Genomic DNA, 25738 nt, shown 5'->3' on the forward strand with positions numbered 1-25738 from the left:
TCTGAAAGTGCGTTGGCCCGATCAAGGCTCGTGGCGCAGATACCCTTCCTTGCTCGGGTCGCGCATGCGCCACGACACGATCAGCGAGATCGCGCACAGCGCCGTCACGTACCAGTAGAACGTCGATTCGCTGCCGACCGACTTGAACCACAGCGCCACATACTCGGCCGAGCCGCCGAAGATCGCGTTGGCCACCGCATACGAGAGGCCCACGCCCATCGCGCGCACTTCGGGCGGGAACATCTCCGCCTTGATGAGGCCGCTGATCGACGTGTAGAAGCTCACGATCGCGAGCGCGATCACGATGAGCGCGAACGCGGCGTACGGGTTCGACACGTCCTTGAGCGCATTCATGAGCGGCACCGTGCCGAGCACCGAGAAAATGCCGAACAGGATCATCGACATGCGGCGGCCGATCTTGTCGGAGAACGAACCGAACACGGGCTGCAGCAGCATGTACACGAAGAGCGCGGCGGTCATCACGTTGCTGGCGGTTTTCGCGTGCATGCCGGCCGTGTTCACGAGGTACTTTTGCATGTAGGTCGTGAACGTGTAGAAGATCAGCGAGCCGCCCGCGGTGAAGCCCACCACGGTGAGGAACGCGCCCTTGTGCTGCCACACGCCGCGAATCGTGCCCGCATCCTTCTTGTGGCGCGATTCGCTCGTGGAGGTCTCATCGAGCGACTTGCGCAGATACAGCGAAATCAGCGCGGCGGCCGCGCCCACCACGAACGGAATGCGCCAGCCCCAAGCCTTGAGCTCCTCGGTCGAGAGCGTCTGCTGCAGGATCACGAGCACGAGCAGCGCACAGAGCTGCCCGCCGATCAGCGTCACGTACTGGAACGAGGCGAAGAAACCGCGCCGGCCCTTGAGCGCGACCTCGCTCATGTAGGTCGCGCTGGTGCCGTACTCGCCGCCCACCGAAAGCCCCTGGAACAGGCGCGCGACGAGCAGCAGCAGCGGCGCGAGCGCGCCGATTTGCGCGTAAGTGGGCAGCGCCGCGATCACGAGCGAGCCACCGCACATCATCAGCACCGAGATCATCATCGCGGCGCGGCGGCCGTGCCGGTCGGCGATGCGGCCGAACAGCCAGCCGCCGATCGGGCGCATCAGGAAGCCCGCCGCGAACACGCCGGCGGTGTTCAGCAACTGGGTCGTGGTGTTGCCGCTCGGGAAGAAGGCGGGCGCGAAATACAGCGCGCAGAACGAGTAGATGTAAAAGTCGAACCACTCGACGAGATTGCCCGAAGAAGCGCCGACAATGGCGAGCACACGTCTCCTGGTGTCGTGCGCGGTGGGCACGGCTGGCTCGGTCTTGACGTTCATGAGTTGGTTTTTTCCTGTAAGTGCGCCTGGTGATGCATTCTGGGGCACGACGGCTGAGTGAGCGTCGCGTGCGATTGCGTCGTAGTGCGCGCGCCGCCCTGTCTGGCGTGCGGCTACAGGATTTTAGCCAATCGTAATATGAACCGTAAGCACCGCGCGCCGCTCAAGGATGCTTGCGCAGCGGCACGTCGCGCAGCAGCCAGGCCAGCGCGAACGCCAGCACGACCACGCACGCAGCCGAAAAATAGACCGTGTGCAGCGCACCCGCGAAGGCCTCCAGATAGTGGGCGCGCACCGTGTCCGGCAGGTGATGGATCGCATCGGGCGTGAGCGGCTGGGGCAGCTCGACCCCGCTCGCGAGCAGGGAAGCGAGGCGCGCGCTCAGGCCGTGCGAGAACACCGCGCCGAACGCGGCCACGCCCACCGAGCCGCCAATCGAGCGGAACAGCGTCGCGCCCGAGGTGGCCACGCCCATGTGCCTGAACGCGACGGTGTTCTGCACCGCGAGAATGAGCACCTGCATCACCATGCCGAGCCCGCAGCCGAGCAGGCCCATGTAGAGATACATGCGCGCGAGCGGCGTTTCGATATGAAGTTGCGCGAGCAACATCATCGCGACGGCCACGAGCGCGGTGCCCACAATCGGAAACATCCGGTACTTGCCGATCTTGCTGATGAGCCGGCCGGAGATGATCGACATCGTCAGCACGCCGGCCATCATTGGCAACATCTGCATGCCGGCTTCCGAAGGCGTCGAGCCCTTCACGACCTGCAGATAGAGCGGCAGGAACGTGACCGAGCCGAACAGCGAAACGCCCACGATAAAGCCGATCAGGCTCGACAGCACGAAGGTGCGCTCGCGAAACAGTTCGAGCGGCATGATGGGTTCGAGGGCGTGCTTCTCCTCGTGGATGAAGCCCGCCACCGACACCACGCCGAGCACGAGCGTGAGCCACAGTTGCGGCGAAGTCCACGGCAGCAGCGAGCCGCCTTCGCTCGTGAAGAGGATCAGGCAGGTGAGGGCGGCGGCGAGCCACGCCGCGCCCATATAGTCGATCACGTGCTTCACCTGCGCGACGCGCGGCTTGAACACGGCGCCGATCACGGCGAACGCCACCGCGCCCAGCGGCAGATTGATGTAGAAGATCCAGCGCCACGAGAGGTGCTCGACGAGAAAGCCGCCGAGCAGCGGCCCGACCACCGTGGCGAGGCCGAACACGCCGCCGAACATGCCCTGGTACTTGCCGCGCTGGGCAGGAGAAATGACGTCGCCGATGGCGGCCATCGTCACGACCATGAGGCCGCCGCCGCCCACGCCCTGGAGCGCGCGCAGCGCGATGAGCTGCTCCATGTTCTGCGCCACGCCGCATAGCGCGGAGCCGATGAGGAAAATGGCGATGGCCGCCTGCAGCACGATCTTGCGGCCGTACAGGTCGCCGAGCTTGCCGTAGAGCGGCACGACGATGGTGGACGTGAGCAGGTACGCGGTCACGACCCATGAGAGCCGGTCGAGTCCGCCCAGTTCGCCGACGATGGTGGGCAGCGCCGTCGACACGATGGTCTGGTCGAGTGCGGCAAGCAGCATGACGAGCAGCAGCGCGGGAAACAGCAGCCGGATCGGCGGATGTTCCGCGGTCGCGGACTGAACGACGTCTTGTGCGGTGTCTTGCATGGGCGCGCGTCGGGGATCTCAGGCCGCGCCAGAAGGCTTCCAGCGCCGCTTTCGATCTTGAAATTAATTAACGTGAAGATTAATATTAGGACAATTCTTAATGGTCGTCAAAGTCTGAAAACGTGAGCGCAATCCGATGAAAGAGCCCGGCTCGCGGGCGAAGTCCCCGCATGCCCCCCCATCCGCTGCTGCAACGAGCGGCACGCCTGCTGCAAATCCCGCTGCCTCTGCCACCGGCAAGCCCGCGCCGCGCCGGCCTGGCCGCCCGAGCGGCGGCGCAGGCGGCGCCGGGCAGCGCGAGCGTCTGATTGCCGTGGCGCTCGCGCTGTTCGCGCGGCAAGGCATCGTCGATACGACGCTGGCTGCGATCGCACGCGAGGCGGGTGTCACGCCCGCGATGGTGCACTATTATTTCAACACCCGGGACCAGCTCATCGATGTGATCATCGACGAACGTTTCGTGCCGTTGCGCTCGTCGATGGGCGGGTGGCTCGAAAAATATCCCGATGATCCGGTGGCGGCGCTCACGGCCCTCACGCAGCGCTTCGTGGAAGTGGGGCAGGCGCATCCGTGGTTTGCGCCGCTGTGGGTGCGCGAGGTGATCAGCGAGGGCGGTTTGCTGCGTCAGCGCATGCACGAGCGCTATGGCTACGAGCACCAGCGCGCCGCGCACGAGGCCATCGAGCGCTGGCAGCGCGAAGGCAAGCTCAACGCGGCGCTGGAGCCTTCGTTGCTGTTCCAGTCGCTGCTCGGGCTCACCTTGCTGCCGCTCGCCACCGCGCAGGTGTGGCGCAACGACCTCGTGCCGCGGCGCGTGGGGGCCGAGGAAATCGCTCGTCACGCCGTGGCGCTCATCACGCAGGGCATTCGGCCTGCCTAGTCTGCCTGGCCCGGGCGGGGCGCAATTCATCGCCGCGTAGCGGCATTCGTTCGATCGAGGTCCATTCTGATTTCCGCACCGTCCGCTCATGCGCCCGCCGTCGTCTGGTTCCGCGACGATCTGCGCCTCGCCGATCAGCCCGCGCTGGCCCACGCGGCCGCCACGGGCCGGCCACTGATCTGCCTCTATATTCACGATCCCCAGGCGGCCGGCGAACGGGCGCCCGGGGGCGCGGCGCGCTGGTGGCTGCACGCAACGCTGGCTGCGCTCGACGCGGCGCTGCGCGAGCGCGGCGGCCGGCTCCTGCTGATGAAAGGCGCCGAGAGCGAGATGCTGGAGGCATGCATCGCGGCGAGCGGCGCGACTGGCGTCTACTGGAACCGCCGCTACGGCGGCCAGGAGCGCGACGGCGATGCCCGCCTGAAGGCGGGGTTGCGCGAGCGCGGGCTGACGGTCGAGAGCTTCAACGCAACGCTGCTCTACGAGCCGTGGACGGTGCTCAACCAGGCCGGTGAACCGTTCCAGGTGTTTTCGGCCTGGTGGCGTGCGTGCCGGCGCGCCGGCGATCCGCTGCCGCCGGCCAGCGCCCCGCGACGGTGGAATTTTCAATCGATACCGGCACGTCTTGCCCGGCTCGCATCCACGCTCGACGACCTCGGCCTTGAGCCGCGCAGGCCCGACTGGGCCACAGGCCTGCGCGAAGCGTGGCCAGCTGGCGAGGAGGCCGCGCTCGAACGTCTGCGTGCGTTTTTCTCCGACGATTTCGAGGCCTACGCAGGCGAGCGCGACGCGCCGGATCTTGCGGCAACCAGCCGCCTGTCGCCTTATTTGCGCGTGGGTGCGCTCTCGCCGCGCCAGGTGTATGCCGCGCTGCGGGCCGCGCAATACGATGGCGCGGCGGGTTCGCGCGGGCGCCGCGAGGCCAGCGCGGAAAAATTCGCCAGCGAGCTGGGATGGCGAGAGTTCTGCTACTACCAGCGCTATCACTATCCCGATCTGGCACGGCGCAACCTGCGTCCGGCATTCGACGCCATGCCCTGGCGGCGCGATACCAGCGGCCTGCGCGCGTGGCAGCGCGGCCTGACGGGTTATCCGTTCGTCGATGCAGGCATGCGCGAGCTGTGGCGCACCGGCTGGATGCACAACCGCGTGCGCATGGTGACCGCTTCGTTCGCGACCAAGCACCTGCTGCTGGACTGGCGCGCAGGCGAGCAGTGGTTCTGGGACACCCTCGTCGACGCCGACCCGGCCAGCAATCCGGCCAACTGGCAGTGGGTTGCCGGCTCTGGCATCGACGCCGCACCGTACTTTCGCATCTTCAATCCTGTATTGCAGGGCCAGAAGTTCGACCCGCGCGGCGCGTACGTCAGGAAATGGGTGCCCGAACTTGCATCGTTGCCCGACCGTCTGATCCATCAGCCCTGGAAGGCGAGCGCGCAAGAGCTGGAGGCGGCTGGCGTGCGGCTTGGCGTGGATTATCCGCACCCGCTGGTTGCGCATGAGGCGGCACGCGAGCGGGCGCTCGAGGCCTTCGCGAGAACCGGCAAGGCGCAAGGCAAACCGGCGCGGCTGTCATCGGCTTGACGCCGAGTACGGCTATCGTGCGCGTCGCGTGGTTGAACGCACGGCATCGGGATTGCTCTAATTGGGCGATCGGGCTCGTTGCCCTTAGTGTGTTGCCCGCTGCGAATCACGCGTCCATTGCGCCGCGCGGCACGCGAAACAGACAGAATGGCATTCAAGCAAACACAATGAACGCAGTACACAAGCTCGACCAGACGACCATTGTGCTGGTCGAAGACGACCCGCAAAGCCGGGATTCCCTGACCTCGCTGCTGGAGTCCGAAGGGGCCAGGGTCGTGGCGGTGGAGGACGCGGAAACGGGTATCGAAGCGGCGCTGAGCCTGCTGCCCGACGCCGTGGTCTGCGATCTGGATCTGCCCGCGATGGACGGCTTCTACCTGATCCAGCGCCTGCGCGATCACGAGATTCGCGGCGATCATGCCCCGGTTGTGGCGGTGGCGCTCACAGGCCATACCGACGAAAGCTGGCGGTTGCGCAGCATCGGCGAGGGCTTTCAGCACTTCATGACCAAGCCGGCGCGGCCCGAGGCGCTGGTGGCGCTGCTGAGCGACGCGATCGACGCGCGCCAGATGCCCTGACCAGTGCCGGTGCGGCGCCGGGCGGTTGTACCGCGCCGCCGCTCAGGTTTTCTCGGTGTCGCTTCAGGGCTGTGCGGCGGTCTGCGTGCCTTCGGCGGCCGATTCGGCAGGCGCCGCATCGGCGGTCTGGCATTGCGCGCAGACGCCCTTGAGCTCGATGCCGTCGCCCGAGAGCCGGTAACCCGCGGCTTCGATCTGGGCGACCAGCGCCTGGCGCAGCTTGGGCTCGTGGAGTTCCGTGACGTTGCCGCATTGCTGGCAGACGACGAGGATGCCGTGTTGACACTGCGTGAGGTCGTGGCAGACGGCAAACGCATTGATCGATTCGATGCGGTGGATGAGCCCCGCCGTCAGCAGGAAATCGAGTGCGCGATAAACCGTGGGCGGCGCCGATCCCGGATGGATCTGACGCATTTCGTCGAGCAGCGAATAGGCCTTGGTGGCGCGGCCCGAGGCGAGCAGCAGCTCGAGCACCTTGCGGCGGATCGGCGTGAGTTTCTCGCCGCGCTCGCGGCAGTAGGCCTCGGCCATTGCAAGCGCGTTTTCGAGCGATGCGCCTGCGATACCGGCCACCCCGCCGGCCACCCCGCCTGCAATCCCGTTTACGCCGCCCGCGTCATGACCATGATCGTGCGCCTCGTGAGCGCGATCGTGATCGAGCGGATGATCATGCGCGTGGCCGTGTGAGGCTGCGGCGCCGAGGGACGGTTTGGCTGTCTTCATGCTGCGATTATACGGGGCGCGTCGCGCGTGCGCCGGCGCGCCCCCGGGACGGCTCAGGTCAGCGGCAGGTCGATGTACTTGCGAAAGCCCTGGCGCTGCGCGAGGCGCTGATACCAGCGCTCGAGATTCGGCAGCCCGGGCCGCTCGATGCCTACGAGCCCGAACCAGCGCTGCGCGTACGAACCCAGCACGATGTCGGCGAGCGAGAAGCGCTCGTTCTCGAGGAAGAAGCGGCCTTGCAGATGGCGGTCGAGCAGCGTCCACAGCGTGGCCACGTTCTGCACGTCGGCTTCGATTTTCGCGGGGTCGCGCTTTTCGGGCGGCGTGCGCACGAGCGCGAGAAAGAGCGGCCGCTCGGCGGGCGCGAGCGTGCCGATCGACCAGTCGAGCCAGCGCTCGATCGAAGCGCGCACCTTCGGGTCGGTGGGGTAGAGCAGGCTCGACGGGCCGTATTCCATCGCAAGATAACGCAGGATCGCGTTCGATTCCCACAGCACGAAACTGCCGTCCGCGAGCGTCGGAATCTTGCCGTTCGGGTTCATCGCGAGGTAGGACGGGTCGTCGAGATGGCCGAACTGGCCGCCCGCGTCGATACGTTCGAACGGCAGCACGAGTTCGTCGCAACACCACAGCACTTTCTGGACGTTCACCGAGTTGGCGCGTCCCCAGATCTTGATCATCCGGCGCTCTCTCCTTTGCAGCAAAGATAGCAACGATACACGATCCGGGCGGGCTTATTGAACATGCGCCGCAGCCTCATCCGTAGAATAGCCGCAGCACACTCCGTCCATCCCACCCCGAGTCAGGCCGAATCTGGCGCCACCCGACTCACCGCGCGACGAGAACCGCCCATGGCTCGCATTGTCCCCGACGACTGGCAGCATCTGGAAGCAACCGGCGCGGCCGCGCGCGAACGCGAGACGCTCGCGCTGTTCGAGCGCGGTCTGCCCGCTGGCTACACGGTCTATCACGGCGTGCACTGGACGCGCATCGTGGAAGGGTTCTCCGTATTCGGCGAAGCGGACTTCGTGATCGTGAGCCCGTCTGGGCGCGCGCTGATCGTCGAGCAAAAAACCGGTTTCCTGCGCGAGACGAAAAACGGTCTCGTGAAAGCGTATCTGCAAACCGAACGCAATGTCGCGGTCGGGCTCGCGCGCACGGTGGAGCGTTTGCACCGGCGCTTCACGGCGGCGTTCGGCGCGGGCAACTACGGTCTCGAAGAACTCTTTTACTGTCCCGACCATGTAGTGCGCGAGCCGGCGATCGCAGGCGTGCAGCCCTCGCGCATCGTCGACGCCACGCGCAAGTCGCAGCTCGCGGCCATCGTGCGCGAGGCCTTGCCCGCCGACGAGCCGCGCCTGCCGAGCGCCGCGAAGATCCATCATTTTCTCGCCGACGAACTTTCGCTCACGCCGGACGCCAGCGCGCTGGTGGGCGCGGCGGGCACGCTCGTCACGCGTCTCGCGGGCGGGCTCGCCAGCTGGGCGCGGCGTCTCGAGTTCGAGCCGTTTCGCCTGCGCGTGATCGGCACGGCGGGCTCGGGCAAGACGCAGCTCGCGCTGCAGGTGATGAAGGACGCCGTCGCGCGCGGCGCGCGAACGCTCTATGTGTGCTTCAACCGGCCGCTTGCCGATCACATTGCGAAGGTCGCGCCGCCCGAAGCGAAAGTGGCCAACTACCATCAGCTATGCGACTGGGTTTTGCGCGACAGCGGCCACGTGCCCGACTTCGAGGGCGCCAATGTCTTCGACGAACTGGAACGGCATTTCGCACAGACGCCCGTCGACGCGCGCTGGCAGTTCGACGTGGTGATCGTCGACGAGGGCCAGGATTTCCAGCCGGCATGGGTCGATGCGCTCGCGCGGCTGTTGCGTCCCGGCGCGGCGTGGTGGTGGCTCGAAGACCCGTTGCAGAACCTCTATGTGCGCGAGCCCGTGGCCTTGCCCGGCTGGACCGTGCTGCGCGAGACCACCAATTACCGCAGTCCGCGCGATATTCTCGCGTTCCTGCGCGAGGCGGCGGCAGAGGCCGCGCCCGCGCTCGCGCAACTGGTTGCGGGCAGCCCGTTCGACGGTTCCGAGGTCACGTTTGCCATATGGGAAGGCCGGGACGAGCCGGACGAGCGGGACGAGCGGGAAGAGCGCGCCGCGCAGGGCGCTGCACTCGCGCAGGAGAGCGCCGTGGTGGTGGCGACCAAGCGTGCCATCACGCAGGCGCTCTCGTTCGGCTTTCGCAAGCAGGACATCGTGGTGCTGTCGTTCCGGGGCCGCGAGCACTCGCACTTCACGGCGCTCGACCATCTGGGACCGCATCGGCTGCGCAGCTTCACGGGGCAATACGATCTGTTCGGCAATCCGCAGTATCGCGACGGCGACGTGCTGCTCGATTCGATCTATCGCTTCAAGGGACAGTCGGCGCCCTGCGTGATCCTCACCGATGTCGACTTCGAGACGCTCGACGAGCGCGCCGCGCGCAAGCTCTTCGTGGGCGCGACGCGGGCGACGATGAAGCTGATCGTGGTGGCCTCGGCGCGCGCCGCACGGGCGATGGGGCATGACCCGGCGGCGGCGTCCGCCGGGCGCGCCGGGCCGGGCGGGAAGCGCGAGGCACGCGCGCAATAGCGGCGCAGGGAAAAGCAGGCAGCGGCTGTGCGTGCGAAGGGAACTGAAACAGCGAAACGGAACTGCGCGCGCCTCAACCCCAGGCCGAAGCGCCGATCAGCGTACCCACGCGTGCCTGGGCGTTCCACCAGATCACGCGCAACAGCGGCGCGAGCCGCGCGATATAGATGGCCTGCACCGGATCGCTTTCGATGAAATGCGTCACGCCGCAGCGCACCGCCGCGGCGGCCTTGTGCCCAGCCGCGCCCGAAGGCGTGTCGTCGTGCTCGCCCGGCGCGCGCATCATCAGCTCCAGATGCCCGAAGCCGTGCCGGTCGAGCCAGGTCTGGGTGCGCTCGCGGTCGATCTCGGGGCGTCCCGTGATAATGGCGCGCGCATGCTTCAAGTCGATGTCGGGAATGCGATCGAGCGGCAGCAGCGCATCGCGCTCGGCGAGCGCCATCTCGAGATCCTCGTCGTAGCGCGAGAGCGGAATGTCGGGCAGGAGAATGCCGTCGAGGTCGATCGCGTAGACCGTGTAGTCGTGATCGTTGGCCATGCCCGTGCCTTCGCGCGCGCCATCGCGCGTCCAGTCGGCGCGGTAGCGGTCGGTGTAAGCCTGGCGCTCCCACGGGAACAGCGCGAAATAGCCGCTCGCGTCGATCGAATAGTCGGGGCGCAGGCGGCTCAGGTCGTCATAGGCGCCCGTGAGCGTGCGCACCACGAGGCCGTGTTCGCGCAGGAACGCAATGCAGTCGACGAGCGTGTGGCCGCGTCCGGCAATGTCCTCGCAAACCAGCACTTTCGAGCCGGGCTCGGGCATGGGCAGCGTGGAATCCCAGCGCACCTCGCGGGTTTCGCGCGAGTAGCGCAGGAACGCGACGTTCGCGCCGGTTGCGTGCGAGACCATCAGGGCGAGCGGCGCGCCGCCGCGCAGGATGCCGACGACCGCGGCGAAATCCTCCTCGATCAGCAACGGCTGCAGCGATTCGACCCAATGGTCGAGCTGTTCGTAGGTGAGCGGGACGACGGGTTTGTTCATAAAGGAGACAGCTATGGCTGGATCAATGTTTGACGATATTATGCCTATGCTGACTGGCTCATGCAGACCGGCACGGGGCGGGCCGCGCGAAGGCACGGGCAGATATAAGCAGGCAAAAGCGCGCGAAGGGCCGGATCGTAAGACTGTCGCATGACCGCACCATGAATTTGCGCAAGGGGAGCAAAAGCATGCAGGAATCCGTTGGCGGGCAAGATGACCGGCAAGAACTCAGGCAAGAATTCCGGCACGCCTCGCGCGAACGCCGGCGCTTCACGGCCGCGCTCGCGGGATGGCTGGCGGCTGTCGCCGTCCCGCCCCGGCTCGCTCTGGCGGCCCAGGACGACTCGCTCCAGCTCGACGTGAACGGAGCGGTGCGCGCGACCAACAACGCCGCGCACACCGCCTGGCACTTCACCGCCGAGGCGCTGCTCAAGCTGCCGCCGCATTCGATCGTGACGTCCACTACCTGGACGCCGCGCTCGACCTTCACGGGCCCGCTGCTCTCGGACGTGCTGAGCATCGTGGGCGCTTACGGCAGCCAGATCGAGATTCATACCATCGACGACTACACTTGCGTCGTGCCCGTCTCCGACGCCACGCGCTACGGCGCGGTGCTGGCCTACGAGATGAACGGCAAGCGCCTGAAGGTGAGCAATTTCGGCCCGCTATTCCTGGTCTATCCGCGCGACCAGTTCCCGCAGGAGCTCGACGGCGCGGCGGGCGACGCCAAGTTCGCCTGGCAGATCGTTTCGATGACCATCAAGCAGTGAGAAGGTGATGCGACGTCCATTGCGGCGCGTGCTGCATGTGTTGATCTGGATGGCCGCGCTGGCCCCCCCAGTGGTGGCCGTGGGCTACCTGCTCTACGCGAACCTGCTCAATCCCAACGAGGTGCAGCGCCTGGCCGGCAACTACGACGGCCTCTACTGGGACGCCGCCCAGATGCAGATCGCCTACGCGCGTTTCGAGAGCCAGTTGCTGATCTATGCCGATGGCCTCGACCGCGACCTCGACAAGGTGCGGCTGCGCTATGAAGTCCTGCAATCGAAGCTCAACGTGATGAAGGGCTCGACGCACGAGCTCGCGGGCAAGCCTGACCTCATGCGGCGCCAGCACGACGATCTTGCCGCGATCGATGTTGCCATTGCACCGTTCGACGCCGAGATCGACACGCTCGCCGACAATCCCGAACGCGCCGTGCCCATGCTGATGGCGCTCGATACGCACTGGACCCAGGTGACCGATCTAGCGCTGAGCCGGCGCTTTGCCGACGTGACCGAGCGCGAAGGCATGCGGCGCGACTTCATCGCCAAGCGCCGCGATCTGTTCGCGGCGAGCATCGTGCTGCTGATGCTGTCGGCCGCGGCGGCGGCGCTGCTCGTGATGAACGGCTACCGGCGCACGCGCCTGATCCGGCAGCAGCACGCGGCGCTCGAAGCAGAGGCCCAGGCGAGCAGCGCCGCGCGCGAGGCGAGCATGGCCAAGGACGCGTTTCTCGGCATGATCAGCCACGAATTGCGCACGCCGCTCCATGCGATCGTGTCGTCGATCGAACTGCTCGGCTTCAACTCGCATTCCGAGGCGGACAGCAAGGTGATCCAGCGGCTCGAAACCGCCGCGCGCCAGCTCGAAGCGCAAATGAGGGACCTTACCGACTATGCGCGCCTCGGCGCGGGCAAGCTCGAACTGCGTCAGGAAACGTTCGATGTGCGCGAGCTTCTACAGTCGATCGTCGACGAAAACGAGCAGGCCGCGCTCGCTCGCGGTCTTGCGTTCGAGCATGCCTGCCATGGCCTGCATCAGACGCTCGTGGCCGATCCGCATCGCATTCGCCAGATCGCCAACAATCTCGTGACCAACGCGATCCGCTATACCGAGCGCGGCTCGGTGCGCATCGAGTTCATCACTGGCAGCGCGACGCCAGGCGTGACGACCCCCGGCGGTGTGCCGCCCGACGGAATGCCGCTCAGCGCAGCGACGCCCGCACAAACGTTGGCGATCATCGTGAGCGACACCGGGCCGGGCGTATCCGCCGCGCAGATCCCGCTCATCTTCAAGGAGTTCACGCAACTCGACACCTCGCGCTCGCGCCGTTACGAAGGCGCCGGCATGGGGCTCGCGATCGTGCGCGGGCTCGTCGATCTGTTCGGCGGCACGATCGACACCGATAGCCGGGTGGGAAAGGGCACGACCTTCACGGTGACGATACCCGTCGCGGCAGTCGCGGCGCCGCTTGCCGAGGCGGCCGCGCCGCAACCTCATGACATGACCCAGCAGCAGGTGCTGGTCGTGGACGACAACCCGCTCGTGCGCGAGTCGCTCTGCGAGATGGTCGCGCACATGGGCTACGCGGCGCTCGCCGCGGCTGACACGGACAGCGCGCTGGCCCGCCTCGACGAGGCGCAATGCAAAGTCGTACTGCTCGATCTGCACATGCCGGGGCGCGACGGCTACGCATTCGTGGCCGAGTTGCAGGCGCGCGAGGGCGCTGGTGGGGACGAAGGCGAGGGCGAAGGAATAAGCAGCGGCAGCAGCGGCGAGCGCACGCGCGTGATCGCCGTGAGCGCCGACGTGGCTGCGCTCGCGGCCACCGCCGCCGACAGCAGCAATCCGTTCTTCGACTTGCTGCCCAAGCCGGTGCACTACGAAGTGCTGCGCAAGACGCTGCTGCGCGCGTTCAATGCGCGGCCTGTTCCAGGCGTAGCGGGAGCAGCGGGCGCGGCCGGCCAGCCAATGTGGCAGACGCAGCGGCCGGCGCAGGATGTATCGGCCGAGGATGTGAGCCGCGGCGTCAGCCTCGATTGAGCCGCTTGGAAAGATCGGCGACGAGAATCGCCATGCGCGCGGGTTTTTCGTAGCAGGCCACGTTGTAGTGGCGCACCACCTGGCTGATCTCCGACTCGCTCGCCTTGCCCGTCAGCAGTTCGCCCGTGAGCACGAAGATGGGTGCGTCGGGGTTCTCGGAGGCGCGCACCTGGCGGATGGCCTCGGCGGAGGTCTGGCTGCCGAACAGCCAGTCGATCACCACGCCGTCGAACACGTTGTGCTCCAGCGCCTGCTCGAACGCGGCGAGACCATACAGCGCGTGCGCCGCGTAGCCGCTGTGTTCTAGATAGTCGCGCAGGTTGTCAGCGGAAGCCTGGTCGTCGTCCACCACGGCGATGAGCGGCTTGTCGGACTCCGCGCGGCGCGGATAGATCTCGATCTTGTGGACTTCGCGCGCGTTCTGGTACAGCGCGCCGTCGGGGCGCACCACGCGCCACTGGCCCTGCTTCTCGTAGGCGACGAAGTCCGGGCGGCTGCCCGGCTCCACGGGCGCGCCAATCCAGGCCGTGCAGGCGAGTTCCACGGCGCTCACGCACAACAGCGCTTCCTGCGCGCTCGCGCCCACCGTGCCGGGGTCGAGCAGCTGCGCGCCGAACAGCTGCGCGGCGGGCTCGTCGAACGCTTCGGCGACTTTCTTGATTTGCGCGAGTGTCCACGGGCTGTTGCCGCGCAGCTTGCGATGCCCTTGCGAAAAGCTCAGATCGAGAATCCGGCACAGCTCCGTCGTTTGCTGACGTTTGCCGATGCCATGACGGCTCATCAATTCGCGGACGCGTTCCGCGACCGCGGCCGAGTCGGTTGAAGGTTCAACGTTCGACATGCTGCAAATGGGGGGGGGATCGAGGGTCAGTGGGCGCTAATTATCTCGTGCAGCGACGCTGCATCAAGAATTAGTAATTCTGACAGAACGCGGGCGCGCGGAATATTCTAAACGCATAATTTTACAATTATGCAAGCTTTTAATCGACAACATTCGGTGACGAATGAATCTGTCGATGCAACGAGCATTCCTGTCCTGAGGCCCCAGCCTGACCTCCTTCCCCCTCAAGCCGGCTGCAACCCCTCCAGCAACTGCCGCACGCGAGACAGATCGCGATTGATCGCGCTGGCGTCCTCGAACAGCGCCGCGAGCCAGTCGACGAAGATGCGCACGCGCGGCGACACCTGACGCGATTTCACGAACGCCACCGAGACCGGCGTGGGCAGCGGCTTCCATTGCGGCAGCACTTCCACGAGCGCGCCGCTCTCGAGATACGGCTGCGCCGCGAGCAGCGGCGGCTGGATCAGCCCATAGCCCTGCAGCCCGCAGGTGAGGTAGGCGAACTCGTCCGAGACGTGCACGAAGCCGTCCACCTTCACCTTGGTCGCGCTGCCGTCCACTTCGAAATCGAACTCGAACGGGCGGCCCGTGAGCGGCGAAAGAAAATTCACCACCGGGTGCCGCGCGAGGTCGTCGAGCGACTGCGGCGCGCCGTGGCGCGCAAGATACGCGGGGCTCGCGCAGGTCACATGTTCGAGCACGCCGAGGCGGCGTGCCGCGAGCCCCGAGTCGGGCAACTCGCCGAGCTGGATGCTGCAATCCACGCCTTCGCCGACGAGGTCGACATTGCGCAGGCTCACGCCGATCACGAGATCGATTTGCGGATAGCGCGCGTGAAAGTCGTCGAGCGCGGGCAGCACGATCGCGTTGGCGATCAGGCCCGGCATCTCCACGCGCAGGCGGCCGCCGATCGCGCTGGGCGATTGGCGCACGCTCGCTTCGGCATCGTCGATGTCGGCGAGGATGCGCGCGGCGCGCTCGTAGTACGCCGCGCCTTCGGACGTGAGCGAAAGACGGCGCGTCGTGCGCACGAGCAATTGCGTGCCGAGCAGCGCCTCGAGGTTCTGCATCAGCGTGGTCGCGCTGGCGCGCGGCATGTCGAGCGATTGAGCGGCTTTGGTGAAGCTGTTGGTATCGACGATGCGAACGAAGGTGCGCATCGCCTGAATGCGGTCGATCACGGGCGAGCTCCTGGTTATCGGGAAAAAGCGGTCTAAAACGGCTGGAACGAAATCCGCGCCACGGCACAAGGCAGCACGAAGCGGCACAAAGCGGCTATAGCGGTTTCAGGGCGGCGCGTCTCGCGCGAGGCGGCGCCGCTCGACTACGTGAGGCCGGGAAAAGCAGGCCTGGGTACGAAAGGGCTGGGTGGGCCGTCAGGAACGGACGGCCCGGCGGGAACAGGCGTTTTGTCAGGCGTCAGCGGTTGCTTACTGGCGCAGCGAATCGATGTCGATCACGAAGCGGTATTTCACATCGCTCTTGAGCATGCGCTCATAAGCGTGGTTGATGTCCTGCATCTTGATCATTTCGATATCGGACGTAATGCCATGCTGTCCGCAAAAATCCAGCATTTCCTGCGTTTCTGCAATACCGCCGATCAGCGAGCCCGCCAGTCGGCGGCGCTTGAAGATCAGGTTGAACACCTGCGGCGAAGGGTGATCGTGCTCGGGCGCGCCCACCAGGGTCAGCGTGCCGTCGCGCTTGAGCAGCTCGATGAACGGATTCAGGTCGTGCTGCGCGGCCACCGTGTTGACGATCAGATCGAAGCTGTTGGCGTGCGCCTGCATCTGCTCCGGGTCTTTCGAAATCACGACTTCGTCGGCGCCGAGTCGTTTGCCGTCTTCGACCTTCGAGGGCGAGGTGGTGAACAGCACCACGTGCGCGCCCATCGCGTGCGCGAGCTTCACGCCCATGTGGCCGAGGCCGCCGAGCCCCACGATGCCGACCTTCTTGCCGGGGCCCGCGCCCCATGTGCGCAGCGGCGAATACGTGGTGATGCCCGCGCACAGCAGCGGCGCCGCGCCTGCCGGGTCGAGGTTCTCGGGCACGCGCAGCACGAAGGCTTCGTCCACCACGAGTTGCGTGGAATAGCCGCCGTAAGTGAGCTCGCCGCTCACGCGGTCGATGCCGTTATAGGTGCCGACGAAACCGTTCTCGCAATACTGTTCGAGGCCTTCCGCGCAGCTCGCGCAAGTGCGGCACGAGTCGACCAGGCAACCGACGCCCACGAGCTCGCCCACCTTGAAGCGCGTGACGCCCTTGCCCACTTCGGTCACGCGGCCAACGATCTCGTGGCCCGGCACGACCGGGTAGAGCGTGTTGCGCCATTCGTTGCGGGCCTGGTGCAGGTCGGAGTGGCACACGCCGCAGAACTGCACGTCGATGCGCACGTCGAGTTCGCGCAAATCGCGGCGCTGAAATTCGAACGGGGCGAGCGGCGAGGCGGCGTCGCGGGCGGCATATCCGTAAGTGGGGTACATAGGCTGGCTCCTGAGGCTGAACTGATTTGCCGAATTAGCAGATCGTGCGGACGCAAATACCTGCTCGCAGCGCTTGAGCAAGCGCTGGATCAACGGGTGTTGCGGCAGGGTTTCCATGCTAAGGATCGCGCTCTACCCAGGGAATACCTGAAGCTATCGAAGACTTGCCTGATTCTCCTGGCGCGCAGCACGCGCGTGCGTTCGGTGATAGATTGGCAAGCCTGTTTCTCCGCTTCTATCGATGAATTCAGGGGCGCTACTGTCATGAAAGATCCACAAACCGACGACGTCACGCAAAGCCGCATCGTCGAGCTGCTGCTGCAACTCACGCAGCGCGACGGCGTGCATCCCACTTCGATCGACTGCGTGCGGTTGTTGCGCGGCAGCGAGAGCCATCCGCGCAGGCCGGTGATGTACGAACCGAGCATCGTGATCGTGTGCCAGGGCCGCAAGCGCGGCTTTCTTGGCGACCAGGTGTTCATCTACGATGCGCAGCAATACCTCGTGCTCTCGGTGCCGCTGCCATTCGAGTGCGAGACCGAGGCGACGCCCGAAAAGCCGATCCTCGCGATTTCGATTCGCGTCGATCTGACCATGGTGGCCGAGCTGCTGATGGCGCTCAACGACACGCGCGGCAGCGCCGTGGCGGAGCCGGTGGGCATCTACGCGACGCCGCTAGACGTGACGCTTTCGAACGCCGTGCTGCGTCTCGTCGAAGCGCTCGCGCAGCCGAGCGACGCGCGCATTCTCGGCATGTCGATCGTGCGCGAGATCTGCTATCGCGTGCTGACCGGCGAGCAGGGCGATGCAATCCGCGCGGCGCTCACGCATCAGCATCATTTCGGCCGCATCGCGAAGGCGCTGCGCCGCATCCATGCCGACTATCGCGGCGACCTCGACGTGGAGACGCTGGCCGCCGAGGCGGGCATGAGCCTCGCGGTTTTTCATGCGCACTTCAAGGCCGTCACTTCGACCTCGCCGATGCAGTACGTGAAGACCACGCGCCTGCATCAGGCGCGGCTGTTGATCACGCACGACGGCATGAACGTGAGCGCGGCAGCCGCGCGCGTGGGCTACGAAAGCGCCTCGCAATTCAGCCGCGAGTTCAAGCGCCTGTTCGGCTGCAGCCCCGCCGACGACATGCGCCGCGCGCGCAACGCCGCCGAAGCCGCCGCGCCGCGCGTCGAAGTGGCGGCGCGTTATGCCGGCGCTGCTGTGTGAATGCCGTACCGGCCGATTGAATTGACATGATCGTTTGGATCGCTAATGAATGATGCTATCGCACATGCTGCGCAGTTGCCGGACCTGCCGCGCCTGCTCGTGCTGATCCCGCTCACCGATGCCGACCGTGCGGATCTCGCCGCGTACTTCGACGTGCTCTACGCACCCGACGCGCAGCAGCGTGGGCAGGCGATTGCGCAACGAGGCGGCACGGTGCGCGCGGTGCTCACGAACGGCGCGACCGGGCTCGCGGCCGGCGAAATCGACCGGATGCCCGCGCTCGAACTCGCGGGCGCGCTGGGCGCGGGCTACGAGAATCTCGCGCTCGACCATGCGCGCTCGCACGGCATTGCGCTGTGCAACGGAGCGGGCGTGAACGCCGATTGCGTCGCCGATCATGCGATGGCGCTCCTGCTTGCCACCGTGCGGGCGGTGCCACGGTTCGACGCCGCGTGCCGCGCGGGCGTCTGGCGCGACGCGCTGCCGATGCGGCCGACACTCACGGGGCGGCGGCTCGGGATCGTCGGCTACGGGCAGATCGGCGCGAAGATCGCGCGCCGCGCCGCGGGCTTCGAGATGGCGATCGGCTATCACAACCGCACGCCGCGCGAGGGCGTGAGCGCGCGCTACTTCGACACGCCGCTCGCGCTCGCGCAATGGAGCGATTGCCTCGTCGTGGCGACGCCAGGCGGCGCGCAGACCCAGCATCTGATCGATCGCGCGGTGCTCGACGCGCTCGGGCCCGACGGTTTTCTCGTCAACGTTTCGCGCGGCAGCGTGGTCGATACGGCGGCGCTGGCTGCCGCGCTCGCGCAGGGCGCATTGGGCGGCGCGGGGCTCGACGTTTACGAGGGCGAGCCCGCACCGCCGCAGGCGCTCGTTGCGCTCGAGAACGTCGTGCTCACGCCGCACGTGGCCGGCACGTCGCCCGACGTGCGCACGGCCAGCATTCGCCACTTCATCGAGAACGCCATGCGCTGCTTCGCTGGCGAGCCGCTGCTCACGCCGCTTTGATGCGCCCGCAAAAGCTGTGTGCTGCCGGCGGCCGTCACAGGGCCGCTTAAGGGAGCCTTAAGCCGCGCCAGGGTACCTTGGCCGCCCGGATTTCCGGCCAGCCACCTTCCGCACGCCTCGCTATGTGCGCTGGCCCACGTCTCGAGGACACTCTCCATTGTGGCGGCCCTTTGCGCATTCATGCATGCCGTATCATTTCTCGTTGAGCGACGAGGCCTCGCTCGCCGCGTTGTGCGCGGCGCACGGCCGGTCGACTCTCCCGCCCCGGCGCCCTGACACGTCATACATGCAAACATTGATCGAGGCATTGCAAGGCACTGCCGACCTCGTGGTGAACGACTTCTACGAGGAACTGGCGCGCTTGCCCAAGTCCCGGCGCATCCTCGAAATGCTGTCGGCGCAGGAGCTTGCGCACCTGAAGGACCGGCAGGTGCAGAACCTGCTCGCGCTCGCGAAGCCGGACCTGAAGTCGCAAGAGCATGCCGCCATGGCGATGCGCATCGGGCGCATTCATGCGATCGTCGGGCTAGGCAAGGAAGAGCTCGTGCGCAGCCGGGGCATCCTTCAGGAACTCGTCTACAAGCAGATCGGGTGCAGCGTGAGCAGCCAGGCGCTTTCGCTCTACGCGCGCCGCCTTACCTCGGACACCGCCTGGCAGCTCAAGGCTTATCAGGCGGTGGAGGATTCGCAGCAGGAGGTGCTTCAGCGCATCACGCGCATCGTCTGGACGGCTGGCAGCTATACGCATTTCATCGACCAGGTGATTGGCGCGCTTTCGGCGCACGACGAGGTGGCCGCGTGCGCGATCGGCCGTCCCGACCGGGACGGCCTCTTCCACTTCGAGGCCGGCGCGGGCGGCAGCGGCCCGGACGGCGGCGGCCTGCTTGCGGTGCTGGCGGCGCAGGGGCTCGATATCAGCGTGCGCGCCGACCACGCCTGCGGCCAGGGCGCGGTGGGGCGTGCGTGGCGCAGCGGCAAGGCCGAGCGCGTGGTGAACTATCAGACCGATCCGCTCGTCGCGCGCTGGCGCGAGACGACCGCGCGCGAGGGCTTGCGCTCCGCGGTCGCGCTGCCGCTTGCCACAGCCGGCCAGCCGCCGATCGCGATCCTGATGCTCTTCAGCGCCTGGCCTGGCGGCTTCGTCGGACCGGACCAGGTGGCTTTCGTCGAGCTATTGCAGACGCTGCTCGGCTGCGCGGTCACGCGTTTGCAGACCCACGAGGGCATGCACGGCGCCGCCGTGCCGGCGAGCGTGCGCCAGCATTGGGCCGCGCTCGTGCGCACGGGCGCCCTGGAGATGCACTACCAGCCGCTGCTGAATCTCGCGACGGGCCATTGCGGCAAGGTGGAGGCGCTGGCACGCCTGCGCGACGGCGAACGGCTGCTCACCCCCGACGAATTTCTTTTCTCGCTGGCCTCCGACGATCTGCTGGAACTGTTCGCGCGCGGGCTGCATCAGGCGCTTGCCGACCGCAACCAGTGGCTCGCGGCGGGGCACGACCTCGATATTTCGATCAACCTGCCGCCGGCCGCGCTCAACGACATCCGCTACTTCGAGGCCACCCGCGAGGCGCTTCAGAAGCACGCCTGCCCGAGCGCGCGGCTCACGCTCGAAGTTCTGGAGACCGAATCATTTTCGATGGACGATGGGCGGCGCTCGATTCTCGCGAAATTTCGCGCGCTGGGCGTGCTGCTCGCGCAGGACGATCTGGGCTCGGGGCATAGCGGGCTCGCGCGGCTGCGCGAACTGCCGTTCGACTGGATCAAGATCGACCGCGAGATCGCCCAGCTCGATGGCGATACCGCGCTCGACGCGCTGCACGTGGTGTATCAGGTCACGCGTCTGGGCCATGCGCTGGGCAAGCTCGTGCTCGCGGAAGGCGTCGATTCGGCGGACCTGCTGGCCGCGCTCGCGATACTCGGCGTGGATGGCGCACAGGGCTACGTGATCGCGCGGCCCATGCCGGCCGCGCAACTGCCCGGCTGGATCGAAGGCGCGCAGGCGCATGGAGCGAGCGGGGCGCGTATTGAGCAGGCCAGGCAGGCGGCGAAGAGCGTGCTGGCGCGGCTCGCGCGCTTCGTGGTGTGGGAGGACCGTGTGCTGCTGATCGCGGGCACGCCCGGTGCGGTGCGCGATCGCCTGGCAGCGGCCGGGTTTGTCCCGCCCACACCGCTGGCCGAAGAACTCCTGGGTCTCGGCGATGTGCTTCCGGCGGGCGAGACACGCGAGGCGCTTCAACGCGATCTCCTCTGTGCCTTGCTGGACAGTGGCCGCGAAAGCGATGTGTGGCGCGCCGCGCTCGATCGCCTCAAGCGCGCGATCGCGGCGACGGCGCATGAGACCCCGCCCACCGAACCGGCGCCTTCGCACTCACACTGAGCGAGCGACGGCACGCGCTTCATTCGCGGATGACTCGCGGCTCACTCGGTCAGCGCGATGGCGGCACCCGCTTGCGCTGCCGCCGGCTGCCTGCGTTGCAGCACCGCGATGCACCCGAGCGAAACCGCGGCAAGCGCGCTATAGAAGAGCGCAAGCGGCCACCATTGGCCGGGAAAGTCGTGGGCGAGCAGCGTGCCAACGAGCGGCGTGAGACCACCCGCTAGCGCCGCACAACATTGGTAGGATACCGAAATAGCAGAATAGCGCACGCGCACCGGGAAAGCGTTCGTCATGAAGCCTGCCATCACCGCATACGAGCTCGACATGCACATCACCGCAATGGCAATGCCGACCACGATGGCGGCCGGTTTGCCCGTGGAGACCAGCACGAACATCGGGTAGGGCGAGAGCATCGCGAGCCCGGCGGCGAGCTTGAGGAAGCGGCCCGCGCCCACGCGCTGCGCGAACCAGCCCGAGGCGAGCTGGGTGAAGAACTGGATGAACGCCACGACGAACAGACAGTCCAGAATCAGCGCGCGGTCGAGGCCGAGCGTCTGCGTCGTGTAGTTGAGCATGAAGGTGTTGACGAACCACGCGCCAGCCACGCCGATCACATTGGCGCCCAGGCACAGCAGCACGGTGCGCCAGCTATCGCGCAGCACGTCGAGGATGGGCAGCGCGGCGGTGCGGCGCTGGGTCTTGAGCGCTTCGAACTCGGGCGATTCGCCCACGCCCGAGCGGATCAGCAGGCCCACCACGAGCAGCACCGCGCTCGCGATGAACGGCAGGCGCCAACCCCACGAAAAGAGCGCGGCTTTGTCCAGATGCGCGACGCTGCGAAACGCGAGCAGCGCGAGAATCAGCCCCGCGGGGCTACCCAGTTGCGCGAACGAGGCGAGGAACGTGCGCTTTTCCTTGGGCGCATGCTCGCCCGCCATCAGCACCGCGCCGCCCCATTCGCCGCCGATCGCGATGCCCTGCGCGATGCGCAGCGCCACCAGCAGGGCCGGCGCGAGCGCGCCCGCGCTGGCGTAGGTCGGCAGGAAGCCGATGCCCACGGTGCCGAGCCCCATGATCGAGAGCGTAGCCACGAGCGCCTTCTTGCGGCCGATGCGGTCCCCCAGATGCCCGAATACGAGCCCGCCGAGCGGCCGCGCGAAAAAGCCCACGGCGAAGGTGCCGAACGAAGCGAGCGTGCTGTAGAAGGGCTCGTTCGACGGGAAGAACAGCTTGCCGAAAATCAGCGCGGCCGCCGTGGCATAGATGTAGAAGTCGTACCACTCGATCGTCGTGCCGACAAAGGCGGCCAGTGAAGCGCGCGCGGGTTGGCGCGTGGTGATGCTCGTCATGTGTGTCTCCTGTACAACGCTGGGTTCGGTCGAGCCGGCTTCGGCCGGTCTTCTGTTCGTCGAGGTTTCGCGATGTTTCGTTATGCGTATTGATGCTTCGTTAGCCCTTCACCACCCCCGCATCGAACAGATTCTGCTGGGTGGCGGCATCGATGCCTAGCGTGTCGAGCACCGCGCGCGTGTCGCCGCCGAGCACGGGCGGCGGCGTGCGATAGGTGGCGGGCGTGCGCGAGAGCTTGACCGGCGCGCCGGTGCCGCGATAGCCGTCCATCTCCACGAGCATGCGGCGATGCTGCGTGTGCGGATGCGCGGCCACGGCGTCCACGGTCTGCACGGGGCCGCACGGCACGCCGGCAGATATCAGGTCGCGCGCGAGCGGCTCGCATGCGTGCTGCGTGAGCCGCGCTTCAAGCGCAGCCTTCAATTCCGGGCGGTGCGCGCAGCGGCTACGATTGTTGGCGAAGCGCGGGTCGTCGGCGAGATCGGGGAGGTCGAGGTGCGCGCAGAGCTTCGCGAACTGGCGGTCGTTGCCCACCGCGAGGAAGATGGGCGCGGTGCTGGTCGCATAGCTGTCGTAGGGCGCGATGTTCGGATGCGCGTTGCCGCTGCGCTGTGGCGTGCGTCCGTTGCCGAAGAAGTTCGGCAGATGCGGATGCAGCAGCGAGACGCCGCAGTCGTAGAGCGCGATGTCGACCGACTGGCCCTGGCCGCTTTTCTGGCGCTCCGCGAGCGCGAGCAGGATGCCGGCGAGCGCATTCAGGCCCGTCACCATGTCGACGATGGGCAGGCCGATGCGCAGCGCGGGCCCGTCGCTTTCGCCGTTCACGCTCATGAGGCCGGCCATCGCCTGGATCACGGCGTCGTAGCCTGGCAGGCCGCCGAGCGGGCCGTCCGGGCCGAAGCCGGAGATCGCGCAATGGATCAGCCGGGGAAAGCGCGGCTTGAGATCGCGTTCGTAATCCATGCCCCAGCGCGCGAGCGTGCCGGGCTTGAAATTCTCGACGAGGACGTCGGCGCCCTCGAGCAATTGCCAGAGGATCGCGCGGCCTTCGTCGCGCGACAGGTCCACGGCAATGCCCTGCTTGTTGCGGTTCACGCCCATGTAGTACCAGGAGGTGTCGTCGAGAAAGGGCGGGCCCCAGCCGCGCGTTTCGTCGCCGTCCGGCGGCTCGAGCTTGATGACTTCGGCGCCATGGTCGGCGAGCGCCTGCGTGCAGTACGGGCCACCCAGCACGCGGCTCAGGTCGATCACGCGCAGGCCGTGCAGTGCGCCGTTGACCTTGCCTGGCGCAGATGTTTCGGATCGCTGATGAATATTCATTGCTCGAGTCTCACTGTGCGGGCAGTAACTGCATCGCGTCGGCGAGCGGCAGTGGATGTTCGTCGACGAGTGCTCGCAGTGGCGCGGCGCTGGCGTCGCGCTCGTCGAGCGCGAGCGGGTCGCGCGGCAGCAGCTTGTGACGCACGATCAGGTGCGCGAGCGCGAGACGCCGGTAGTCCTGCGCGCCGCGCGAGACTTGCGCGGCCTCGCACGCCATGAAGGCAGCCGTGGTGGCGTGATAGAGCGCGCTCGCGGCCTGGCGCACCGATTCGTCGCGGCCGCACTCGGCCACGCTGTCGAGCGCCGCGCCCGCGCGTTCGAACGCGGCGCGCAGCAGCGCCGCGCTCGCCTCGGGCAGGCCCGCTTCGGCAAGCTGTGCGCGCACGTAGCGCGCGAGTGCATCGAGCGCGCCTTCGCGCTTGGCCGCGCGCGCAACGTCGAGCGCGACGATGTTGCTCGTGCCTTCCCAGATCGAGCCCAGATGCGCGTCGCGCACGAGGCGCGGGTCGCTCCATTCTTCGATATAGCCTACGCCGCCGCGCACTTCCATGGCGTCGCCGGTCACGCGGCGCGCGTCACGGCAGGCGCGGAACTTGACGAGCGGCGTGAGGATGCGCACGCATTTCGCGGCGAGTTCGTCGCCATGATCGGCGCGCGCGAGCAGCGTGGCGATCTGCATGAACATCGTGCGGGCCTGCTCGGCGGGCAGCATCATCTTGAGCAACTGGCGCTGCATCAGCGGCATTTCGATCAGCTTGCGGCCGAACGCTTCGCGATGGCGCGCAACGTGCAGTGCCTCGGTGAGCGCGCGGCGCATGAGGCCCGCCGCGCGCACGCCGTTCGACAGACGCGACATGTTGATCATGTCGGCCATCTGATGAAAACCGCGGCCCACTTCGCCAATCAGATACGCCTGCGCGCCTTCGAGCACGATCTCGCCGCTCGCCATCGAGCGACTGCCGAGCTTGTCCTTCAGGCGCACGATGCGGTAGTGGTTGCGCGTGCCATCGGGCAGCGTCTTTGGCAGCAGGAAGAGGGCGAGGCCCTTGATGCCAGTCGGCGCGTTCTCGGCGCGCGCGAGCACCATCGCGAGATCGGCGTCGGCGTTCGAGCAGAACCACTTGTCGCCGTGCAGGCGCCAGACGCCCTCGACATCCTCGCCGTTCGCGCCGCGCTCCTTCGTGGCGCGCGTGGCGATGCGCGCGACGTCCGAGCCCGCGGCCTGCTCGGTCATGAACATCGCGCCCTGGTAGAGCGTGTCGAAGTCCTGCGAAGCGAGCATTGGCAGATAGCGCGCGATGAGTTCGGGCGAGCCGAAGCGGCGCAGCGTGCGCGTGAGCGAGTCGGTCATGCTCACGGGGCAGCACAGGCCGAATTCGGCCTGCACGAACAGATAGGTGAGCGCGTACTTGACGAGCGGCGCGGGCGCGTTCTCGCGATGGCTCATCGCCGCGAGGCCGAGCTCGGCGTAGGCGACGCGTTCGAGCGCGACGTAATCGGGATGCTTCTCGATGCTCTGGATGGGCTCGCCGCGACGCGTGCGCTGCTTCAGCGTAGGTGGATTGTGATCGGCGACGAGCGCCAGCGCATCGAGTTCGTCGGAGGCGCGCTGGCCGAGCGCAACGAGCTGGGGCTCGATGGCGGCGTAGGCCGCATCGCCGAGGTAGCTGCGCAGCAGCGGGGCCAGACCGGGATCGCTCGTGAAGAAGTTGATGCCGCGGCTATCGGGAATATTGGCCGAGCCGTCGGCCTGCGCGGCGACGGCGGGAAGATCGCTCATCGGGGGTGTCTCCAGGGTTTGTTCGGACCGGCGCTCATCGGGCGTCGTAATGGAAAGCAAGCTTAGGCAACGCAACGATAACGGTCCAATACAAACGATGTCCTGTACGATAAGCAGCATCTATCGATCAAGGCACACG

Annotated in this window: 20 protein-coding genes; 9 read left to right on the plus strand and 11 right to left on the minus strand. The window is 67.0% G+C overall.

The annotated features are described in order from the left end of the window. Window positions 1-21: 21 nt before the first annotated feature. Together NH14_RS32185 and NH14_RS32190 are read right to left on the minus strand one after the other, a co-directional pair. Window positions 22-1326, minus strand: coding sequence for an MFS family transporter (locus NH14_RS32185; protein ID WP_035533077.1), 1305 nt, complete (start codon window positions 1324-1326; stop codon window positions 22-24). A 163-nt stretch (window positions 1327-1489) separates the two neighbouring features. Then, the gene (locus NH14_RS32190; protein ID WP_035533078.1) at window positions 1490-2998 is read right to left on the minus strand and encodes an MDR family MFS transporter; all 1509 of its coding nucleotides are present in this window, start codon (window positions 2996-2998) and stop codon (window positions 1490-1492) included. A gap of 136 nt (window positions 2999-3134) precedes the next feature. Here NH14_RS32190 and NH14_RS32195 point away from each other — a divergent pair, with 136 nt between their 5' ends. The 3 genes from NH14_RS32195 to NH14_RS32205 all read left to right on the plus strand — a co-directional run bounded on the left by NH14_RS32195 (window position 3135) and on the right by NH14_RS32205 (window position 6040). Continuing rightward, the gene (locus tag NH14_RS32195) at window positions 3135-3878 is read left to right on the plus strand and encodes a TetR/AcrR family transcriptional regulator (protein ID WP_035533080.1); all 744 of its coding nucleotides are present in this window, start codon (window positions 3135-3137) and stop codon (window positions 3876-3878) included. Window positions 3879-3947: 69 nt separating this feature from the next. Next, a complete protein-coding gene (locus tag NH14_RS32200) occupies window positions 3948-5462 on the plus strand; it encodes a cryptochrome/photolyase family protein (protein ID WP_035533082.1) in 1515 nt (504 codons plus the stop codon). 167 nt (window positions 5463-5629) lie between these two features. Next, window positions 5630-6040, plus strand: coding sequence for a response regulator (locus NH14_RS32205; protein ID WP_035533084.1), 411 nt, complete (start codon window positions 5630-5632; stop codon window positions 6038-6040). A gap of 63 nt (window positions 6041-6103) precedes the next feature. Here NH14_RS32205 and NH14_RS32210 read toward each other — a convergent pair whose 3' ends face one another. Together NH14_RS32210 and NH14_RS32215 are read right to left on the minus strand one after the other, a co-directional pair. Continuing rightward, entirely contained in the window at window positions 6104-6763 is a 660-nt protein-coding gene (locus NH14_RS32210; protein WP_052148467.1) for a Fur family transcriptional regulator, read from the minus strand. A gap of 53 nt (window positions 6764-6816) precedes the next feature. After that, entirely contained in the window at window positions 6817-7443 is a 627-nt protein-coding gene (locus NH14_RS32215; RefSeq protein WP_035533086.1) for a glutathione S-transferase family protein, read from the minus strand. 171 nt (window positions 7444-7614) lie between these two features. On the opposite strand from NH14_RS32215, the gene NH14_RS32220 reads away from it, so the two are divergent. Beyond that, window positions 7615-9384, plus strand: coding sequence for an ATP-binding domain-containing protein (locus NH14_RS32220; protein ID WP_084225902.1), 1770 nt, complete (start codon window positions 7615-7617; stop codon window positions 9382-9384). 73 nt (window positions 9385-9457) lie between these two features. Here NH14_RS32220 and NH14_RS32225 read toward each other — a convergent pair whose 3' ends face one another. Next, the gene (locus NH14_RS32225; protein WP_035533087.1) at window positions 9458-10405 is read right to left on the minus strand and encodes a phosphoribosyltransferase; all 948 of its coding nucleotides are present in this window, start codon (window positions 10403-10405) and stop codon (window positions 9458-9460) included. 188 nt (window positions 10406-10593) lie between these two features. On the opposite strand from NH14_RS32225, the gene NH14_RS32230 reads away from it, so the two are divergent. Both NH14_RS32230 and NH14_RS32235 read left to right on the plus strand, forming a co-directional pair. Beyond that, window positions 10594-11175, plus strand: a complete 582-nt coding sequence (locus tag NH14_RS32230; protein WP_084225905.1) for a putative pterin-binding protein — start codon at window positions 10594-10596, stop codon at window positions 11173-11175. A 7-nt stretch (window positions 11176-11182) separates the two neighbouring features. Further along, window positions 11183-13210: an ATP-binding response regulator gene (locus NH14_RS32235; protein WP_176329257.1), complete on the plus strand. Its 2028-nt coding sequence runs from the start codon at window positions 11183-11185 to the stop codon at window positions 13208-13210. Here NH14_RS32235 and NH14_RS32240 read toward each other — a convergent pair. From NH14_RS32240 to NH14_RS32250, 3 genes are all read right to left on the minus strand, one after another. Further along, the gene (locus tag NH14_RS32240) at window positions 13197-14051 is read right to left on the minus strand and encodes a helix-turn-helix domain-containing protein (RefSeq protein WP_035533089.1); all 855 of its coding nucleotides are present in this window, start codon (window positions 14049-14051) and stop codon (window positions 13197-13199) included. The two genes, NH14_RS32235 and NH14_RS32240, sit on opposite strands and share 14 nt — an antisense overlap. Window positions 14052-14275: 224 nt before the next feature. Next, window positions 14276-15232: a LysR family transcriptional regulator gene (locus NH14_RS32245; RefSeq protein ID WP_035533091.1), complete on the minus strand. Its 957-nt coding sequence runs from the start codon at window positions 15230-15232 to the stop codon at window positions 14276-14278. A 249-nt stretch (window positions 15233-15481) separates the two neighbouring features. Then, on the minus strand, window positions 15482-16534 hold the full coding sequence (locus NH14_RS32250) for an NAD(P)-dependent alcohol dehydrogenase (RefSeq protein WP_035533093.1): 1053 nt from the start codon (window positions 16532-16534) through the stop codon (window positions 15482-15484). 264 nt (window positions 16535-16798) lie between these two features. Here NH14_RS32250 and NH14_RS32255 point away from each other — a divergent pair, with 264 nt between their 5' ends. The 3 genes from NH14_RS32255 to NH14_RS32265 all read left to right on the plus strand — a co-directional run bounded on the left by NH14_RS32255 (window position 16799) and on the right by NH14_RS32265 (window position 21149). Continuing rightward, a complete protein-coding gene (locus tag NH14_RS32255) occupies window positions 16799-17755 on the plus strand; it encodes an AraC family transcriptional regulator (protein ID WP_035533095.1) in 957 nt (318 codons plus the stop codon). Between the two features lie 45 nt (window positions 17756-17800). Next, a complete protein-coding gene (locus NH14_RS32260) occupies window positions 17801-18769 on the plus strand; it encodes a 2-hydroxyacid dehydrogenase (RefSeq protein WP_052148468.1) in 969 nt (322 codons plus the stop codon). Between the two features lie 286 nt (window positions 18770-19055). Continuing rightward, window positions 19056-21149, plus strand: a complete 2094-nt coding sequence (locus NH14_RS32265) for an EAL domain-containing protein (RefSeq protein ID WP_161790885.1) — start codon at window positions 19056-19058, stop codon at window positions 21147-21149. Between the two features lie 41 nt (window positions 21150-21190). On the opposite strand, the gene NH14_RS32270 is transcribed toward NH14_RS32265, so the two are convergent. The 3 genes from NH14_RS32270 to NH14_RS32280 all read right to left on the minus strand — a co-directional run bounded on the left by NH14_RS32270 (window position 21191) and on the right by NH14_RS32280 (window position 25599). Next, window positions 21191-22498, minus strand: a complete 1308-nt coding sequence (locus NH14_RS32270; RefSeq protein WP_035533097.1) for an MFS transporter — start codon at window positions 22496-22498, stop codon at window positions 21191-21193. 100 nt (window positions 22499-22598) lie between these two features. Beyond that, the gene (locus NH14_RS32275; RefSeq protein WP_052148470.1) at window positions 22599-23819 is read right to left on the minus strand and encodes a CaiB/BaiF CoA transferase family protein; all 1221 of its coding nucleotides are present in this window, start codon (window positions 23817-23819) and stop codon (window positions 22599-22601) included. A 10-nt stretch (window positions 23820-23829) separates the two neighbouring features. Further along, window positions 23830-25599, minus strand: a complete 1770-nt coding sequence (locus NH14_RS32280; protein ID WP_035533099.1) for an acyl-CoA dehydrogenase family protein — start codon at window positions 25597-25599, stop codon at window positions 23830-23832. Window positions 25600-25738: the final 139 nt, after the last annotated feature.

The organism is Paraburkholderia sacchari (genome assembly GCF_000785435.2).
In the GTDB taxonomy this organism is placed as follows: Bacteria; Pseudomonadota; Gammaproteobacteria; order Burkholderiales; family Burkholderiaceae; genus Paraburkholderia; species Paraburkholderia sacchari.

Bases quoted from the DNA above. Each gene is read 5' to 3' on its own strand.
- NH14_RS32215 (WP_035533086.1), bottom strand. From the start codon at position 7,443: ATGATCAAGATCTGGGGACGCGCCAACTCGGTGAACGTCCAGAAAGTG.
- NH14_RS32280 (WP_035533099.1), bottom strand. From the start codon at position 25,599: ATGAGCGATCTTCCCGCCGTCGCCGCGCAGGCCGACGGCTCGGCCAAT.
- NH14_RS32225 (WP_035533087.1), bottom strand. From the start codon at position 10,405: ATGAACAAACCCGTCGTCCCGCTCACCTACGAACAGCTCGACCATTGG.
- NH14_RS32235 (WP_176329257.1), top strand. From the start codon at position 11,183: ATGCGACGTCCATTGCGGCGCGTGCTGCATGTGTTGATCTGGATGGCC.
- NH14_RS32265 (WP_161790885.1), top strand. From the start codon at position 19,056: ATGCAAACATTGATCGAGGCATTGCAAGGCACTGCCGACCTCGTGGTG.
- NH14_RS32190 (WP_035533078.1), bottom strand. From the start codon at position 2,998: ATGCAAGACACCGCACAAGACGTCGTTCAGTCCGCGACCGCGGAACAT.
- NH14_RS32230 (WP_084225905.1), top strand. From the start codon at position 10,594: ATGCAGGAATCCGTTGGCGGGCAAGATGACCGGCAAGAACTCAGGCAA.
- NH14_RS32240 (WP_035533089.1), bottom strand. From the start codon at position 14,051: ATGTCGAACGTTGAACCTTCAACCGACTCGGCCGCGGTCGCGGAACGC.
- NH14_RS32205 (WP_035533084.1), top strand. From the start codon at position 5,630: ATGAACGCAGTACACAAGCTCGACCAGACGACCATTGTGCTGGTCGAA.
- NH14_RS32270 (WP_035533097.1), bottom strand. From the start codon at position 22,498: ATGACGAGCATCACCACGCGCCAACCCGCGCGCGCTTCACTGGCCGCC.
- NH14_RS32220 (WP_084225902.1), top strand. From the start codon at position 7,615: ATGGCTCGCATTGTCCCCGACGACTGGCAGCATCTGGAAGCAACCGGC.
- NH14_RS32275 (WP_052148470.1), bottom strand. From the start codon at position 23,819: ATGAATATTCATCAGCGATCCGAAACATCTGCGCCAGGCAAGGTCAAC.
- NH14_RS32250 (WP_035533093.1), bottom strand. From the start codon at position 16,534: ATGTACCCCACTTACGGATATGCCGCCCGCGACGCCGCCTCGCCGCTC.
- NH14_RS32195 (WP_035533080.1), top strand. From the start codon at position 3,135: ATGAAAGAGCCCGGCTCGCGGGCGAAGTCCCCGCATGCCCCCCCATCC.
- NH14_RS32210 (WP_052148467.1), bottom strand. From the start codon at position 6,763: ATGAAGACAGCCAAACCGTCCCTCGGCGCCGCAGCCTCACACGGCCAC.
- NH14_RS32185 (WP_035533077.1), bottom strand. From the start codon at position 1,326: ATGAACGTCAAGACCGAGCCAGCCGTGCCCACCGCGCACGACACCAGG.
- NH14_RS32255 (WP_035533095.1), top strand. From the start codon at position 16,799: ATGAAAGATCCACAAACCGACGACGTCACGCAAAGCCGCATCGTCGAG.
- NH14_RS32260 (WP_052148468.1), top strand. From the start codon at position 17,801: ATGAATGATGCTATCGCACATGCTGCGCAGTTGCCGGACCTGCCGCGC.